Annotated in this window: 9 protein-coding genes; 3 read left to right on the forward strand and 6 right to left on the reverse strand. The window is 73.0% G+C overall.

Translation table 11 applies throughout. The features are described 5' to 3' along the window. Positions 1–5: 5 nt before the first annotated feature. From EDD30_RS05900 to EDD30_RS05915, 4 genes are all read right to left on the reverse strand, one after another. Positions 6–1,346 (reverse strand): FAD-dependent oxidoreductase, encoded by a 1,341-nt coding sequence (locus tag EDD30_RS05900; RefSeq protein ID WP_071803013.1) that lies wholly within the window; start codon positions 1,344–1,346, stop codon positions 6–8. Next, positions 1,343–4,561, reverse strand: a complete 3,219-nt coding sequence (locus tag EDD30_RS05905; protein ID WP_071803014.1) for a non-ribosomal peptide synthetase — start codon at positions 4,559–4,561, stop codon at positions 1,343–1,345. Before EDD30_RS05905 ends, EDD30_RS05900 begins: the two co-directional genes overlap by 4 nt. After that, positions 4,558–10,371 carry a non-ribosomal peptide synthetase gene (locus EDD30_RS05910; protein WP_170208256.1) on the reverse strand — a complete coding sequence of 1,938 codons (5,814 nt, stop codon included), beginning with the start codon at positions 10,369–10,371 and terminating at the stop codon, positions 4,558–4,560. The genes EDD30_RS05905 and EDD30_RS05910 overlap by 4 nt, the downstream gene beginning before the upstream one ends. A 429-nt stretch (positions 10,372–10,800) precedes the next feature. Beyond that, entirely contained in the window at positions 10,801–11,010 is a 210-nt protein-coding gene (locus EDD30_RS05915; RefSeq protein WP_071803033.1) for an MbtH family protein, read from the reverse strand. Positions 11,011–11,800: 790 nt separating this feature from the next. On the opposite strand from EDD30_RS05915, the gene EDD30_RS05920 reads away from it, so the two are divergent. Both EDD30_RS05920 and EDD30_RS05925 read left to right on the forward strand, forming a co-directional pair. Further along, entirely contained in the window at positions 11,801–12,757 is a 957-nt protein-coding gene (locus EDD30_RS05920; RefSeq protein WP_071803030.1) for a DUF808 domain-containing protein, read from the forward strand. 308 nt (positions 12,758–13,065) lie between these two features. Beyond that, positions 13,066–14,880: an AMP-dependent synthetase/ligase gene (locus EDD30_RS05925; protein WP_071803029.1), complete on the forward strand. Its 1,815-nt coding sequence runs from the start codon at positions 13,066–13,068 to the stop codon at positions 14,878–14,880. Between the two features lie 113 nt (positions 14,881–14,993). Here EDD30_RS05925 and EDD30_RS05930 read toward each other — a convergent pair whose 3' ends face one another. Beyond that, entirely contained in the window at positions 14,994–15,371 is a 378-nt protein-coding gene (locus EDD30_RS05930) for a hypothetical protein (protein WP_143162538.1), read from the reverse strand. Positions 15,372–15,704: 333 nt separating this feature from the next. On the opposite strand from EDD30_RS05930, the gene EDD30_RS05935 reads away from it, so the two are divergent. Beyond that, positions 15,705–16,076 carry a hypothetical protein gene (locus EDD30_RS05935; RefSeq protein WP_071803032.1) on the forward strand — a complete coding sequence of 124 codons (372 nt, stop codon included), beginning with the start codon at positions 15,705–15,707 and terminating at the stop codon, positions 16,074–16,076. A gap of 79 nt (positions 16,077–16,155) precedes the next feature. Here the strand turns inward: EDD30_RS05935 and EDD30_RS05940 are convergent, their stop codons facing one another. Then, positions 16,156–16,503: an ArsR/SmtB family transcription factor gene (locus EDD30_RS05940; RefSeq protein ID WP_071803027.1), complete on the reverse strand. Its 348-nt coding sequence runs from the start codon at positions 16,501–16,503 to the stop codon at positions 16,156–16,158. Positions 16,504–16,518 lie beyond the last annotated feature (15 nt).

Here is a 16,518-nt window from a genome sequence, read left to right on the forward strand (position 1 = left end):
GGTCCTCACCGTCGTCCGGGGCGGCGGCGCAGCGCCGCGTAACTGCCGATGGCCGCGCCCGCCGCGGCGAGCGCGGCCGAGCAACGCAGGATCCGGTCCTGCCGCCGGGCCCGGGCGAGGGCGTCGGCGTAGGGCACGGTGGTGTGGGCGACCATCGTGTAGAGCGGGGTCCAGGCCCGCGGGGCGAGCCGGTTCAGCATTCGGTCGGCGGCGGCCTTCGCGGCGTACGCCGGCCGGTGCACCCGGTCGCGCAGCTCCACGAAGTTGCGCACCGACAGGTCCGCGAGCACATCGGTGTGCGGCCGCCGGCGCCGTTCGTACTCGGCGAGGGCTCGGCTCGCGTCGTACGGGTACGCCCCCAGGCACTCGTCCAGGACCAGGCAGTCCTCGAAGGCCGAGTTCATGCCCTGGCCGTAGAACGGGTACACGGCGTGGCAGGCGTCGCCGACGAGCACCACCTTGCCGGCGTGGCGCCACGGCGCGGTGCGCACGGTGGTGAGCTGCCCGACCGGATGATCGAAGAACTCCTCGACCAGCCGCGGCATCAGCGCCTCCGCGTCGGGGAAGTACCGGCGGACGAAGCCGCGCACAGCCGCCGGCGTGTCCAGTGTGGCCAGGCTGGGTTCACCCTCGAACGGCGCGAACAGAGTGCAGGTCAGAGACCCGTCGACGTTCGGGTGGGCCACCATCATCGCCGCCTGGCCCGGCCAGACGTGCAGCGCGTCGAGGCGTACCCGGGGACGGCCGTCGGCGCCGGCCGGAATGGTCAGCTCCTTGTATCCCCAGTCCAGGAACTCGCGGTGCAGGTCGGCGCGGCGGCCGTGCTGGAGTTGCTCACGCACGGCGGAGAACGCGCCGTCGGCGCCCACGACGAGGTCGGCGGCGACCTCGGTTGCCGCGCCGGTGGCGGCGTCCACGACCCGTACCGCCGGGGCGTCCCGGTCGATCCGGTCCAGCCGGTGGCCGAAGTGGAACGTCACGCCGTGCCGGGTCTCGGCGGCGTCGACCAGCAGCGCGTTGAGGTCACGGCGCAGCACCGAGTACAGGATCTGGTGCGCGGCGACCCCGTACGGCTGGAATGCCGTCGTGCCGTCGGGGTGGTGCACGACCCGGCCACGCATCGGCACGCTGCGAGCCAGGACGTCGTCGAGCAGCCCGGCGGCGGCGAGCGCGCGCATCCCCCGGGCGGAGAGGCCCAGGTTGATCGACCGGCCCTCCCCGGCGCCCGCAGCGCGCGGATCGCCCCGGCGCTCGAAGACCCGCACCGAGTAGCCGCGCCGGGCCAGGTAGCCGGCGGCGAGGGAGCCGGCCAGGCCCGCCCCGGCGATCACCGCGTGCCGGGTCATCCGTTCTCCTCCGCGATCAGGGTGTCCAGCAGGTCGTCGATCTCGTCGTCGGAGAGGCTGTCGAGCGAGGCGGCCGGGTCCGGGCCGCCGGGAGCCCAGGCGGCCGGGCCGGGGACCGTGGTGGTCGCCTCCTCGGTCAGCCGCTCGGCCAGACCGGCGATCGTCGGCGCCGCGAACAGCGACCGCAGCGGCAGCGCCACCCCGAACTCGGCGGTGATCCGGGCGATCAGCCGGGTGGCGGTGAGGGAATGGCCGCCGAGGTCGAAGAAGCTGTCGTGGACACCCACGCCGGGCAGGCCGAGCACGGCACACCACAACGCGGCCAGCCGCTCCTGCACCGGGTCGCTGGGCGCGGCGCCGGTGGTGCCACCGTCGCCCCAGCGCGGCTCCGGCAGCGCCTGCCGGTCGATCTTGCCGCCGGGGGTGCGGGGCAGCCGGTCGAGCGGCACCAGCATCGCCGGGATCATGTACTCCGGCAGCGTACGAGCCAGCGCCTCCCGCACCGCGGGCCACAGCCCGACGCTGCCGGCCGGGTCGACGGGCTCCGCGTACGCGACGAGCCGGACATCCGCCGAGTCTCCGGCCGAGCCGCGCCAGGCCGTCACGACGGCGTCGCGCAGCTCCGGCCGGGCCCGCAGCGCCGCCTCCACCTCGCCCAGCTCGATCCGGAAACCTCGCACCTTGACCTGGTGGTCGGTGCGACCCAGATATTCCAGACGCCCGTCGGGCAGCCAGCGCGCCAGGTCGCCGGTGGCGTAGAGGCGCCCGCCCGGCGCAGGGCCGAACGGATCCGGGCGGAACCGGTCGGCGGTCTGCCCCGCACGGGCGTGGTAGCCACGAGCCACCCCGAAGCCGGCGAGGTGGATCTCCCCGACGACGCCGGGGGCCACCGGCCGCATCCGCGCGTCGAGCAGGTGCAGCCGCGTGTTGGCGACCGGCCGCCCCAGGTCGACGGGACCGTCCGGACCGACCTCGCCGAGCGTGGAGTAGACCGTCGTCTCCGACGGGCCGTACCCGTTCAGCAGCCGGGCACCGCCGGTGCGCAACGCGTCGGCCAGCTCCCGGGTCAGCGCCTCGCCGCCGCTGATCCGCAGTCGCACCCCGGCCGGCACCCCGCCGGCGGCGAGCAGCATCCGCCAGTTCGTCGGGGTGGCCTGCACGACGGTGACGCCGCGGCGGGCCAGCTCCCGGCGCAACAGCGCCGCGTCGCGGACGGTGCCTTCGTCGAAGACCTCGACCCGGGCACCGGCCAGCAACGGCAGGACCAGCTCCACCACGGAGATGTCGAAGGCGGGGGTGGTCAGCGCCGCGACCCGATCGTCCGGCCCGAGCCCGAGGGTGGCGCCGACGCCGGTCAGGAGGTTGACGAGCGACCGCTGGGTGACCGCGACACCCTTCGGCGTGCCGGTGGAGCCGGAGGTATAAAGCAGATAGGCCAACCCGTCCGCGGACACGGCACCGGACGGCGGCGCTTCCGTGGCCGGATCGTCCACATCGAGCACTCGGACACCGGCCGGCCACTCGGCGGCGGTCCGGGTCGACGCATCGGCGAGCAGCACCCGTACGCCCGCGTCGGCCGCCGTCGCCGCGAGGCGCCCGACCGGCAGGCTCGGGTCGAGCGGCAGGTAACCGGCGCCGGCCTTCCACACCGCCAGGATCGCCGTGACCACGGCGGCACCGCGGGGCAGGCAGAGCCCGACCGGCGTGTCCGGGCCGGCCCCTTCGGCGCGCAGCCGCCCGGCCAGCCGGTCACTGCGCTCGGCCAGCTCGCCGTAGGTCAGCGGCGCGCCGTCCGGACCGGCGACCGCCACCGTGGCCGGGTCGCCGGGCCACTGGTCCCGGACCATCGTCGCCAGGTCGGCGGCCGGCAGCGCGAGGGCGGTGTCGTTGTACCCCGTCGGGGCGCCGCCACCAGCGGACGGGAGGATCGCGTCCGGGTCGGCGAGGGCCGCGTCGAGTAGTTCGGCGTACCCGTCGGCGAGGGCGGCGACGCGGTCGGCGTCGAAGAGATCCCGCCGGTAGGTGAGCCGCAGCCCCAGCCCGGCCGGGCGCTCCTCCACGGTGAGCGTGAGGTCGAACTTGGCGCTCCCGTTCTCGCACAGCTCGGGCGCGATCCGCAGCGCCCCGGCGGTGCGCGGCTTCTGCTGCCGCTCCGTTGCGAACATCACCTGCACGAGCGGGGCGTGAGCGAGGCTGCGGCCGGAGGTGACCGCGTCGACCACACGGTCGAACGGCGTCTCCTGATGGGCCAGGGCATCGGCCATCGCCGCCGTGGTGCCGCCGAGCACGTCGCGGAACGTCGGCCGTGGGCCGAACCGGGCCCGCAACGCGAGGGTGTTCGCGAAGAAGCCCACCACCCGGGTGGTCTCGGACCGTAGCCGGCCGGAGACGGGCACCGCGACGAGCAGATCGTCCTGGCCGCTGAGCCGGTGCAGCAGAGCCTGGAACGCCGCGAGCAGCACGGCGAACGGTGTGGTCCCCGCGGCCCGGGCGAGCCGGTCGACCGCGGTGGAGACCCCGTCCGGCAGGTCGCGGCGGGCCAGCCCACCGGCCCAGGACAGCTCGGCCGGACGGGGCCGGTCGGTGGGCAGCGCGAGCACGGCAGGGGCCCCGGCGAGGAGGTCGCGCCAGTGCCGTACGCCGTCGTCGAGGTCGCCGGCCGCGGCCCGGGCGCGCTGCCAGAGCGCCACGTCGGCATACTGCACCGGCGGTGGGGGCAGGCCGGGGTCGCCACCCGCGGCGTACGCGGCGGCCAGCTCGTCGAAGAGGGTGTCGAACGACCAGCCGTCGGCGACGGCGTGATGCACCACCAGCAGCAGCACGTGCCGCTCGGGTCCCCGACGCAGCAGGCGGTGCCGCACCAGCGGGCCGGTGGCGAGGTCGAACGGGTGGGCACCCTCGGCGGCGGCGAGGGCGGCCGGGTCGGCGCCCGGTGGCGCGTCGGTGACCTCGAGAGTGACCGTCCATGGTGGCCGGATGAACTGGACCGGCGCCCCGTCGACCGCGCCGAGCACGGTACGCAGCGCCTCGTGCCGGGCGAGCAGCCAGCCGAGCGAACGGGCCAGCACCGCCACGTCGAGCGGCCCGGCAAGGTGCACCGCCCAGGTGATGTTGTACGCGGGGCAGCCGGGGTCGAGCTGGTCGAGCATCCAGAGCCGCTGCTGGTTGGCGGAGGCCGGCAGAGCATATGACCCTGGGCCAGCGTGAAGTGTCATTCGGAGCCTTCCCGGCGGGTGTCGACCGCCACGAGACGGAACTCGGCGGAGTACCGGGCGCCGGCGGCGTCGGACAGCCAAAGCTGGTCGGGGCCGGGCAGCATCTCGCCGATGCGCAGCTCCGCGTCCGCGCCCGCACCCGCGAGGGTGCGCCGTACCGCCCGGGCCAGGCCGTCGACGGCGGCCAGGCTGGCGAAGTCCACGTAGAACGGCTTCTTCTCCACCGGCGTCTTCACGAACGCGAATCGAGGCAGGCCGAGCCCGCGCTGCCAGCGCCGCACCTCGGCGAAGCGGGTCGCCTCGTCGGCGGTGCCGGCGAAGGCGAGGTCGGCCGCGCGCAGCCGCCAGCTCTCCCGGGCCAGGACGACCCGGTCGACGGTGATCCGCGGCTGGTGCGCGGCCGGGCGCAGGATGTCGAACCGCTGCAGGAGCTGGATCATCAGCGCCTCGCCGACGACGTCGGCGAGGGGCCGATCGAGGCGGCCGTCGCGGCTGCGCACCATCAGGCGGCCGCCCCGGTCGGCGAGCGTGCAGTCGGCCACCGACACCGCGGTGCGCGGGTCGAGGCCGCCGCTGTCGTGCCCGAAGACCAGCCGCAGGTCCCGGCCGGTGACGAGCTTGTCGGTGAGGCGGGCCGGGGCGCCGCCGTCGGCGTCGGTCGCGGCCAGCACCACCCGGGGCACCGGCAGGTCCGCGGCGGTCGCGGCGAGCAGCTCGGCCGGGTCCGGATGCTGGGCGACGAAGAGCGCCGACCGCAGGGTGTTCACTCCCGGGTGCACCTCGCCGACGACCCAGGAGTATTCGCCGCGGCGGATCGCGTCGGGGCCGTCAGCGGCGACCATCACGTCGGGGCTGTGCTGCCACGCGCCGGGCCAGCCGGGCGCCGGGCAGGCGAACGCCGACGCCGCGGCGGCCCGGATGTCGGCCGTGGAGACCTGCACCCGGCGGGCTCCGGCCGGGGCGCCGACAAGCGCGGCCCATCGCTCCCGCAGCCCTCGCACGACCGGCGCGATCAGCCGCTCGGGCAGGTCGAAGAGCAGGTCGTTGGCCCACAGCCAGAAGTCGGCGAACGGCACCTCGGCGTCGCCGGTCCGGGCGGCCAGCTCCTGGTACCGTTCCCGGCAGGCGCGGCGGAACAGCGCGGCGCCGGCGCACGTGAACCAGCGAGCGCTGTCGAGCAGCAGCCCGAGCGCCGGCCACAGCGTCTCCAGCATCGCGTCGGAGAGGGCCACCTCGGTGCCGGAGCGGCAGTCCTCGTAGACCAGGGTCCGGCCGGCGTAGACGCCGCCGGCACGGCGGGTCGCGGCCCGCCCGGTCCGGGCGGTGAACTCACCGGCCAGCTCGGTGAGGGCGGCGGCGAGCCGGTCCGGGGAGCCGGCGGCGGCGGCCACCGCGTCCCGCCGCGCGGTCAGCGCGTCCAGCGCGGCCAGCGCCCGATCCCGGACGGCCTCGTCAGGTACGGCGGCGAGCCGGGCCCGCACCGCCTCCTCGGGGTGCAGGTCCTCCTTGGGCACCTCCAGCGACCAGGTGATCCGCTTCTCGTCGCGGAGCTGCCCGAGCAGGGCGTACACCTGTTCCTCGGTGGTGAATCCGGTGGCCGGGTCGGCGACGAGGCCGGCGGCGATCTCTGCGGCGGGGTGTACCCCGTCGCAGCGGCGCAGCAGGCGTGCGGTGTCGCGGGCCAGCGGCACGGGCGGGGTGAGTGGCAGCAGCAGGGCGTCGCCGCCGTCCCGGCGATCGACCGCGACGAACGGCAGCCGCCGCGGCACCAGCCAGGGGCGCAGACCGGGCTCGTGCCGGGTGATCGCCTCGGCCAGCTCGACCACCGCCCAGCTCTCGAAGTAGACGGTCCGGCGTTCGAGCTCCCGGCCGGGCCGCACGGCGAGCGGGCCACCGGACTCCGGCTGGATCCGGGCCCAGCCGACCGGGCCGAAGAAGCCGACGGTGTCGTTCTTGGCGCAGTACCGCTGGAGGTAGCTGGCGACCAGCGCCTCGTGCTGCCGGTGCTGGGAGCCGCCCGGGCCGGCGGCCGGGTCGCGATGGGCGACCGGGTCCAGGGCGGTGCGCAGCGCGTGCAGGTTCTGCCAGGTCACCGCCTCCCGTACGGCCGGGTCGCGGGCGGCGTCGCGCAGCCGCGCGGACCGGTCGGCGGCAGCCCGCCCGGCCGCGGTGGCGTACGTGGCCGCGGCCTCGGCGCGCCGGGCGCGGGCACCGGCGTGGCGGCCGGCCGCGGCGGCCACCTCCGGCCCGGCGGACGGGTCGAGGTCGACGTCGGCATCGCGGGCGGCGGCGCGCAGCATCCGGTTCCACCGGCCCCGCTCGGCCGCGGTCGCCGTCGCCGTCGCGGCCCGGCGAGCGGCGTGCAGCAGGCCGGTGAGCTCGTCGCGGGCCGCGATGAGCGCGTCCTCCGCGCCCGCGAGAGCGTCCGCGGCGGCGACGAGGCCCGGATCGCCTAGGGCGACGAGCGGCGCCATCGGGAAGCCGGGACGGCGCAGGCCGGCCCAGCGCCAGATGCCCCACGTGCCGTCCCCGGGCCGGAAGAGGTGACCGGGCCCCTCGCCGAGCGCCGCGCGTGGCAGCGCCGGAGCAGGTGGGACGCGGAACGCCTCGCGGTCGCGGGCGACGAGCGCCGGGGCGGGGGTGGATGCGGGGGCACCACGGCGGGCTTCGATCTCGGCGGCGAGCCCGGAAAGCGTTCGCCGGTCGTACACCGCTCGGATCGGCAGCTCCACGCCGAACGCCGCGGCGACCTCGAAGACCAGCCGGGTGGCGAGCAACGAGTTGCCGCCGAGGGCGAAGAAGTCGTCGTCGGCACCGGTCGGCGCCGTCGGCAGCAGCCGGCCCCAGCTCTCGGCGAGCGCCCGTTGCACCGGGCCGGCCGGCGGCGTGCGGGTGCCGTCCGGAGCGGTGGCGCCGATCGGCGGCAGCGCCCGCCGGTCCACCTTGCCGTTGCCGGTCAGCGGCAGCCGGTCGAGCACCGCGTACCCGGCCGGGTGCAGGTACGCCGGGAGCTGCCCGGCGGCGAAGCGTCGCACCTCGTCCGCGAGGGCGCACGCCTCGGCCGGGCCGAGTGGACCGGCCGCGGGCGTGACGTAGCCGAGCAACCGCCGCCGCTCCCCAGCCCCGTCCACGACGACGGCGGCGTCGCCCACGCCCCGGTGGCGGCGCAGCACCGCCTCGACCTCGCCGGTCTCCACCCGGAAACCGCGGAGCTTGACCTGCCCGTCGGCGCGCCCCAGGAATTCGAGAGTGCCGTCCGGCAGCCAGCGGACCCGGTCGCCGGTCCGGTACATCCGTGCTCCCGGCACCCCGGCGAACGGGTCGGGCACGAACCGGTCCGCGGTCCGGCCCGGCTCGCCGAGGTAGCCACGGGCCAGTCCGTCGCCGCCGGTGTACAGCTCGCCGGGGACCCCCACCGGCACCGGGCGCAGCCGGCCGTCGAGGACGTACACCGTGGTCCCGGGCACCGGCCGGCCGATCGGCACGGGGTCGCCGACCGCGTCCGGGGCGGTCATCACGTGACAGGTGGTGAAGGTCGTGTTCTCGGTCGGCCCGTACCCGTTGACGACCGGGTGGCCGGGACGTGCGGCGAGGGCGGCGCGGACCGCGTCCGGGGCCAGCACGTCGCCGCCCGCGAGAAGCTGGCGGACCCCGGCGAGGCAGCCGCTGTCGTACTCGACCACCTGGTGGAACAGCCCCGCGGTGAGCCACAGCGTGGTGATCCGCTCGGCGCGCAGCAGCGCCGCGACCTCCGGCACGCCCAGCGGGCCGGGCGGCGCGACGACGAGGCTCGCGCCGGTGAGCAGGGCACCCCACACCTCCAGCGTGGCGGCGTCGAACGCGACCGGGGCGAGCTGGAGCACCCGCTCGCCGGGGCCCAGGCGGAAATGGTCCGGGTCGTGAACGAGGCGTAGCACGGCGCGGTGCGGTACGGCGACGCCCTTCGGTTCACCGGTCGAGCCCGAGGTGTAGCTGACATACGCCAGGGAGTCCGCGTCCGAGGGATCGGCGGGCGGCGTCGCGGGCTGGGCGGCGAGCGCGTCGGCGACGTCGTCGAGGTGCAGCGTCGCGGCACCGGCCGGCAACCGCCCGGCGTCCACGGTGGTGGTCACGGTGAGCGCCACACGGGCGCCGACGAGCAGCCGGGCGGTGCGCGCCGGTGGGTCGGCCGGGTCGAGCGGCAGGTAAGCGCCTCCCGCCTTCAGCACGGCGAGAAGCGTGACCACCAGGTCCAGGCCGCGCGGCAGGGCGATCCCGACCGGGTGGTCCGGTCGCAGCCCACGAACGGCGAGGAGGTGGGCGAGGCGGTTGGCGCGCTCGTCCAGCTCCGCGTAGGTCAGCGCGGCGGCGCCGCACCGTACCGCCTCGGCTTGCGGTGCCCGGGCGACCTGCTCGGCGAAGACCGCCGGCACGGTGCCGGTGCGCGGGTAGCCGCTACGCCTCCCCTGCCAGCCGCGCAGCAGCTCGTCCCGCTCGGCGGCGTCGAGGAGCGGCAGGGCAGCGACCCGGGCCGCGGGCTGGCGGCCGAGGGCGAGCAGCACCGTTCGGAACTGTCGCAGCATCCGGTCGGCGAGCGGATCGGCCAGGCGACGGCGGTCGTGGTAGAGCAGCACGCGTAGCCGGGGCTCGCCGTAGACGCAGACGGTGATCGGCTGGCTCGGGTGGCGGTGCACCCGTACCGTGCGGCGGCGCCAGTCGGGGTCGGCTTCGGTGAGCCGGCCGTGCAGGTCCCGGTGGTCGTACATGATGAGGCTGTCGAAGAGCGGCACGTCGGTCGGGAGCCCGCTCAGCGCGTGCAGCTCGGGCAGCGAGGCGTGCTGGTGCGCCCGGACGGCGACGATCCGTTCCCGGACCCGGCCGAGCCATTCGCGCACGGTGGCGTCGCCGTCGATGCTCAGCCGGAGCGGGACCGTGTTGACCAGCATCCCGATGATGTCCTCGGCACCGGCCACGGTGGAATGCCGGCAGGAGCGGGTGGTGCCGAAGAGCACCTCGGTGCCGCCGCCGTACCGGTGCAGCAGCACGGCCCAGGCCGCGGTGACCAGCGTACTGAGCGATACCCCGGCCTCGTCGGCCGCCGCGCGCGCGAGGTCGGTCTCGGCCGCCGACAGCTCGGTACCGATCTCGCGGATCGAGTCGGTACCGCGCGGCGGGGCCGTTTCGGACGGGCTCAGCGGCAGCGCCGTGGGCGTCGCTCCGGCCAGCTCGGCCTGCCAGAACAGCCTGTCGTCGGCGGCCGGCCGCCGGTTCCACCAGGCAACATAGTCCCGGTACGGTCGCCGCGCCGGCGGACGATACTCCACGCCCCGGCACAGCGCTTCGTATTCCGCCACCACCTCGGCGACCAGCAGCCGGACGGAACGACCGTCGAGGATCGCGTGGTGCAGGCTCAGCACCATCGTGGACCGTTGCGGCCCGTGGTGCAGCAGCGTGACCCGGATCAGCGGCGGCTCGGCCGGGTCGAAGTCGCGGGCGCGGTCCACGCGCAGGAATCGGCGCACCCGCTCGTCGATCGGGGCCGTGTCGGTGGTGGTGTCGACCCAGGACACCGGAACCGTGATCTCATCGCTGACCGCGTGCCACGGCCCGGCGGCGTCGCCCGCGTGGTCCCAGCGGAACGAGGTGCGCAACACGTCGTGTCGGGCGGCCGCGTGCTGCCAGGCGCGTCCCATCGCCGCTCTGTCCAGCGGCTCGGGCCAGTCACAGACCACTTGGAGGACGTCCACCCCGGCGCCCGGCTCGTACCGGTGATTGAAGAGCAGGCCCTGCTGGATGGCGACCGTGTCATACCGATCCTGGGTCGATGTCAACGAGCCTCCTTCGTGATTACGCAAAATGGTGGGAGGAATCTCCTCCGGCGGCATCCGGGCAGCCCTTTCGGCACGCCGCAGACATTCGAACGACGAGCAATGAAATGCGTGGCGACAGCAGCCGGAAGTCATCGCGGACACAGCCTGACCGCACATACCTGCCAACGGTCGGAGACGATGTCCGAGCATGCTGGCAATGGCGTCGATACTCGACGCTCGAGTGATACCCCGCCGGGCGGAATTCGCCCGCGCTATGCCACCTCTCCCCCGTGAACAGGACGGCACGTCCATACCGCCGGCGAACCGGCGGCTGCCGGGCGGTCGCGCACTGTCGTGCCGGAACTCGCCGCCCGTCCGAATATGCGATGATTTGCCGCCGTCGACGGCACACCCTGGGCAACCATCCCCAGACTGAGCGTCGATCTTGCGTCAGCCGTTGGAGGAGAGCCACTCCCTCAGGCCACGCGGGCGAAGATCGGTCCACACTTCGTCGATGTGCGCCAGGCAGGCGGCGCGGTCGCCGGTCATCCCGGTCGATCTCCATCCGAGCGGCAATTCCCCGCCGACCGGCCACACCGAGTACTGCTCCTCGTCGTTTACGACGACGAGGTACCGGCGGTCATCCACCGAGTCATCCATGTCCCCCACCTCGGAATCCGGTAAATGAACGATGACAATGGACTATACCCTTCGCCGCCCGAAATTCAATGTCGGAAATTGCGCTACAGGGGCTCGCCTGGTTTTAAGAATCTAACTCCGGGTATGGACCACAGCGTCCCGGATAGCGGCCGATGGCGGGCATTTGACTGCACCTGCGGCTTTGCCCGATGCCACCTCGCCCCCTTATGACGGAGTCGGGGAGTATGTCGCATGGGTGAGGGATCCACCCGGGATGGTCGAGAGCCACCGGCCGTGCTCCACACCGGACGCCCCCGCCGGCCAACGATGCACACGCCGTAGTTGTGGTCTGCATGATGTCCGCGTCCGGGTAGGACTCGTCGACGGGCCGCGGAGACGCTTCAGACGACCGGGAGATCGTCCGGAAACCGGCCGCCGCACGGCTTCGCGGTGGATCCGAGACGCCAGGTCGTGGAGCGCATCCTCGCTCAGCCCACCTCGCGCCAGGTGGCGGCGAGCGCCGCGAGATCGCCACCGCCGACTGGCCGGCAGACCTCGTCGCCGTCGCCCTCCCGATCCAGCACCAGGCAGGCGGGCGATCGCGGCGACCGCCCGCAGAGCCCGGCCGACCGCGTGAGTCGGCACGTAGAGGTCGCATCCGTGATCGATGCCCATCAGTCCGCCCGCCGGAGCTCGTCCTCGCCGCCCGGATCCCGCGCCCAGGAGATGACCGGGCGGTGGCATGTGCGGACAGGGACCTGGGCGAAGATGAGACGCTAGGGACTCTGCTCAACGTTGGAAGGACTGTGCCTTGGCCGGTGGACTCGTAGCCCTGCTGGATGACGTGGCGGTGCTGGCTCGCGCCGCGGCGGCGTCGGTCGACGATATCGGGGCGGCTGCCGCGAAGGCCGGGGCCAAGGCGGCGGGTGTCGTCATCGACGATGCCGCTGTCACGCCGCAGTACGTGCGGAGCCTGGCATCCGAGCGCGAGTTGCCGATCATCAAGCGCATCGCCCTGGGATCGCTGCGCAACAAGTTCCTCATCATCCTGCCCGCAGTACTGCTGCTCAGCCAGTTCGTGCCCTGGCTGCTCACGCCGATCCTCATGCTCGGCGGCGCCTACCTGTGTTACGAAGGCGCCGAGAAGGTCTGGGCCAAGATCGCCCATCATGATGCCCACGGCGCGGGCGAGGAGAAGGTGCAGGACGAGAAGACCCTGGTGTCCGGCGCGGTACGAACGGACCTGATCCTCTCGGCGGAGATCATGGTCATCACCCTGAACGAGGTGATCGACGAGCCGTTCTGGTCCCGCCTGGCGATCCTGGCCGTCGTCGCCGTCGTCATGACCGTCCTGGTGTACGGCGCGGTCGCCCTGATCGTGCGGATGGACGATGCCGGACTGCGCCTGTCGCAACTGTCCGGCGCCGCCGCCTCCTTCGGCCGCGGCCTCGTGCGGGCGATGCCGGTCGTCCTCACCGTCCTGACGGTGGTCGGCACCGCCGCGATGCTGTGGGTGGGCGGGCACATCCTGCTGGTCGGCGCCGACGAACTGGGCCTGCATTTCCTGTACGACGCCGTGCACCACCTGGAGGAAGCCGCCCACGACGCCACGGGTGTGCTCGGCGGGCTCGTCGGCTGGCTCGTCAACACGGTGGCCAGCGCCATCCTCGGACTGATCGTCGGCGCACTGGTCGTGCTGATCATGACTCTCACGCTCCACCGTCGCACGTCCGCGATCGCGGTGGAGGACGGCACGGACTCACACTGACGGCCTCGTCGACGCGGCGTCGAGCTGCGCCGCACGGTGACCCTCTGCGACCGGTCGTACGCAAGCCGCGACGACGACCGCCCGCACAGCCACGGTCGGACTGATCTGGTCTGCTCGAACGGCCTCGTCGACCTCCCGGGTGACCTTGCGGGCGGCACGGTGTGCTGCATGCGGGCGGCGATCACCAGGCCGGCCGCCGTAGGTACAGTTGCGCACCGGTCACGCGATGTCCGACGCAAGGACCGGCCAGGACCGGCGCGAGCTGGTGTGGGCGATGCGGATTGGACAGCAGGAGCAGAGGAGCAAGGGTGCGCGAACTTTCCGTCCCGCCGATCGTCACCATCGCCGATACGGCCGACCTCACCGATCCGGTGTGGGACAACGCGGAGAGCGCCCCCGACGCAGTCCAGTTCATCCGATCCTCGGTGACATTGTCCGACACGGGCGAGGCGCGAAGCGAGGTGACCTGCCGCCAGTTCCGCGACGAGGTCATCGCCGTCGCCCGTGGGCTGATCGCCGCAGGCGTGCAGCCCGGCGACCGGGTCGCGCTGATGAGCCGCACCCGGTACGAGTGGACCCTGCTGGACTACGCGATCTGGGCGGTCGGCGCGGTCACCGTGCCGGTCTACGAAACCTCCAGCGCCCACCAGACCGCGTGGATCCTGGCCGACTCCGGCGCGGTGGCATGCGTGGTGGAGACCAGCGCGCACGCAAGTGTGGTGGCCGGCGTGCGGGACCAGCTTCCGGACCTACGATGCGTCTGGCAGATCGACCTCGGCGGGGTGGACGAACTGGTCCAAGCCGGTGCGGCGGTCGACCCGGCCGAGGTGGAGCGTCGCCGCGCGGCCTTGCGCGCCGACGACCTCGCCACCTTGATCTACACCAGCGGCACCACCGGGCGTCCCAAGGGATGCATACTCACCCACCGCAACCTGTACGCCGACGCCGTCAACGCAGTGGGCGCGCTGCCGAACATGTTCGGACCGGGCTCCTCGACCCTGCTATTCCTGCCGCTGGCGCACTCCTTCGCCCGGCTGATCCAGGTGGGCGTGGTGCAGATCCGGGCTCGCATGGGCTACTGCTCGGACACCACGAAACTGGTCGCCGAACTGCAGGAGTTCCGTCCCACGTTCGTGCTCTCGGTGCCCCGGGTGTTCGAGAAGGTCTACAACGGGGCCAGGCAGAAGGCACAGGCCGACGGCAAGGGCAAGATCTTCGCGCGCGCCGAGCAGGTGGCCGTCGCGTACAGCGAGGCGCTGGAGACGACGGCCAAGCCGGGTATCGCGCTGCGGGTGCAACATGCCCTCTTCGACCGGCTGGTCTATCGCAAACTGCGGGCGGCCCTGGGCGGCCGATGCCGCGACGCCATCTCCGGTGGTGCGCCGCTCGGCGCCCGGCTGGGCCACTTCTTCCGCGGCATCGGGGTGACCATCTGTGAGGGGTACGGCCTGACCGAAACGTCTCCGGCCGCCGCGGCGAACCGGCCCGGCGGCATCAGGATCGGCACCGTCGGCCGGCCCCTGCCGGGAGTGACCGTGCGCATCGACGACGACGGCGAAGTCCTGATCGCCGGGGACCTGGTCTTCCAGGGCTATTGGCACAACGAGACGGCGACCGCCGAGGCGCTCACCGCCGACGGCTGGTTTCGCACCGGTGACCTGGGCAACCTCGATGACGACGGGTACCTGCGCATCACCGGCCGGAAGAAGGAGATCATCGTGACGGCCGGCGGCAAGAACGTCGCCCCGGCCGTGCTGGAGGAGCAGGTCCGTATCCACCCACTGGTCAGCCAGTGCGTGGTGATCGGCGACCGGCAGCCCTTCATCGCCGCGTTGGTCACCCTCGACGAGGAGGCCCTGCCGAAGTGGCTGGCCGAGGCGGGTCTGCCGACGAACACCGGCGTGGAGCAGGCACGCGAAGACGACAGCCTGCGCGCGGAGATCCAGAGCGCCATCGACACCGCCAACCAGGCCGTCTCCAAGGCCGAGGCGATCAAAGCGTTCCGCATCCTCCCCCGTGACTTCACCGAGGCGACCGGGGAGCTCACTCCGTCGCTCAAGGTCAAGCGCCAAGTCGTGCACCAGACGTACGCGGCGGAGATCGCCGACATTTACCGACGTTGAGGCGCTGTTCTATCCGCTGGTGAGCCGGGGACGCAAAATGGTTCGCCTCGAACTCCGACACGGCGCGGCGGATGGTGTGCCCGGTTGCTGCCTGGGCACACCATCCGCCCTGGTCACGCCGGGCCAGGAGGGACCAGCAGCGGACGAGGCCGTTGTGCCGGGGGCGACGCCGCGGTCGAGCGCGTCCGGCGGCGCAGGGGCCGGTCCGGCGGCAGCCTGCGCAGCAGCCGGCCGAGGACGACAGCGACCGGGATGGTCAAGGTGGCGTGAATGACGTCCTCGTCGGAGCCGTTGATGGGCGGGTTGCCGGCCAACGCGGTCCAGGCGCCGCCGACCGGCAGGACGATGGAGGCCCAGATGAGCGGCGCCAGCACCGCGGGAAGCGTGACGACGGTGACGGCGGGCTCCACCACGGGCGCCAACCAGCGGCGCGCGACCGCCCACCCGAATGCGACCGTGCACACTGTCCACGGCAGCAGAAACAACGCCACGTCCCCGATCATCCCGAACCACTTCCGCTACATAGGGCCTGAACTGCGGGTGCGCTCCAGTGGCCGCCAAGGGGGAGCCGAGCCGGCCGCGGCTCCCTCTTGGCGGGGGCGCCCCGGTGAGGCCGAGCCGGGCCAACACGCCGGACGCGACGCTCATGCCGTACTCGAACGAGCTGATGAATCCATGAGTTGCAAAAGTCTTCAAGTCAATGTGTACACGATACAACTTTGTCCATCGTGGCCTGCCGGGCGCCGGACACCATGTGCGGTTCACGTCTGCCGGTCGCCGCGATCCTCGACGTATCACGACACACGAACGCTGAGGAGTCGGACATGCCAGAGATGGACGTGGCACTTAAGGGCACGATGCAGATCGACGGCGCGATCGGGGCTGCTCTCGTCGATCACACCAGCGGCATGGCGCTGGGTACCGCCGGCGGCAGCAGAGACCTCGACCTGACGGTCGCCGCAGCGGGCAACACCGACGTGGTACGCGCGAAGCTGCGCGCCATGGAGGTGCTCAACCTCACGGAGAAACTCGAGGACATCCTCATCACCCTGGATACCCAGTACCACCTGATCCGTCCCGTCAGCAGCCGGTCCGGAAGGGGCCTGTTCCTCTACCTGGTCCTGAACAAGGACCGGGCCAATCTGGCCATGGCCCGTCACCAGCTCCGTGCGATCGAGCAGGGGCTCGACGTGTGATCACCAGTACCGGTGCGGTGTTGCACCGCCGACGATACGACGGCGTCAGCGCACCCTTTCTCCCGGACGTGGCGCGCCGTCACGGCTGCGGCAGAGAACGAGTTCGATCTTGTAGCTCGGCCAGCAGTCTGTCCCTGTCGGTCAGGATCTCACCGAGAATACGGCGACCAGCGGCAAGGAGATCGAGGACGGCCGGGGTACTGAGCGCGTACATGACGGCGCCGCCATCACGGAAGGACACCACGATGCCGGCCCGGCGCAGCACGGCAAGTTGCTGCGACAGGTTCGACGACTCGACATCGATCTCCGCGAGAAGGTCACGCACCGGTTGCGGCCCAGGCTGCAACAACTCCAGAATGCGAATCCGAACAGGATGCCCAAGGGTCCGGAACATCTCTGCTTTGGCCTGGTACAGCGGCACTGACACGAGTGTCTCCCTACA

The sequence above is a fragment of the Couchioplanes caeruleus genome (genome assembly GCF_003751945.1).
In the GTDB taxonomy this organism is placed as follows: Bacteria; Actinomycetota; Actinomycetes; order Mycobacteriales; family Micromonosporaceae; genus Actinoplanes; species Actinoplanes caeruleus.